Annotated in this window: 1 tRNA gene and 1 rRNA gene; both read left to right on the forward strand. The window is 56.5% G+C overall.

The features are described from left to right. Nucleotides 1–406 (forward strand): 16S ribosomal RNA (locus ACR80S_RS17170); the annotation flags it as partial. A 94-nt stretch (nucleotides 407–500) separates the two neighbouring features. After that, nucleotides 501–577, forward strand: a tRNA-Ile gene (locus ACR80S_RS17175).

Genomic DNA, 577 nt, shown 5'->3' on the forward strand with positions numbered 1-577 from the left:
ATGGTGGGAACTCTAAGGAGACTGCCGGTGACAAACCGGAGGAAGGTGGGGACGACGTCAAGTCATCATGGCCCTTACGGGTAGGGCTACACACGTGCTACAATGGCCGGTACAAAGGGTTGCGAAGCCGCGAGGTGGAGCTAATCCCGAAAAGCCGGTCTCAGTCCGGATCGGAGTCTGCAACTCGACTCCGTGAAGTCGGAATCGCTAGTAATCGTGAATCAGAATGTCACGGTGAATACGTTCCCGGGCCTTGTACACACCGCCCGTCACACCATGGGAGTGGACTGCACCAGAAGTGGTTAGCTTAACCCTCGGGGGAGCGATCACCACGGTGTGGTTCATGACTGGGGTGAAGTCGTAACAAGGTAGCCGTAGGGGAACCTGCGGCTGGATCACCTCCTTATCGACGACGTCGCCGACACGCGGCAAGTGCTCACAATGAATTACCTGATCGACCAGAGCAAAGACTGTTTGGGTATAGGCCCAGCGTGACCATTGGGTCTGTAGCTCAGTTGGTTAGAGCGCACCCCTGATAAGGGTGAGGTCGGCAGTTCAAATCTGCCCAGACCCACCA

Origin of the sequence: Halomonas salsilacus, assembly GCF_051216275.1 — a bacterium.
Taxonomy (GTDB): domain Bacteria; phylum Pseudomonadota; class Gammaproteobacteria; order Pseudomonadales; family Halomonadaceae; genus Halomonas.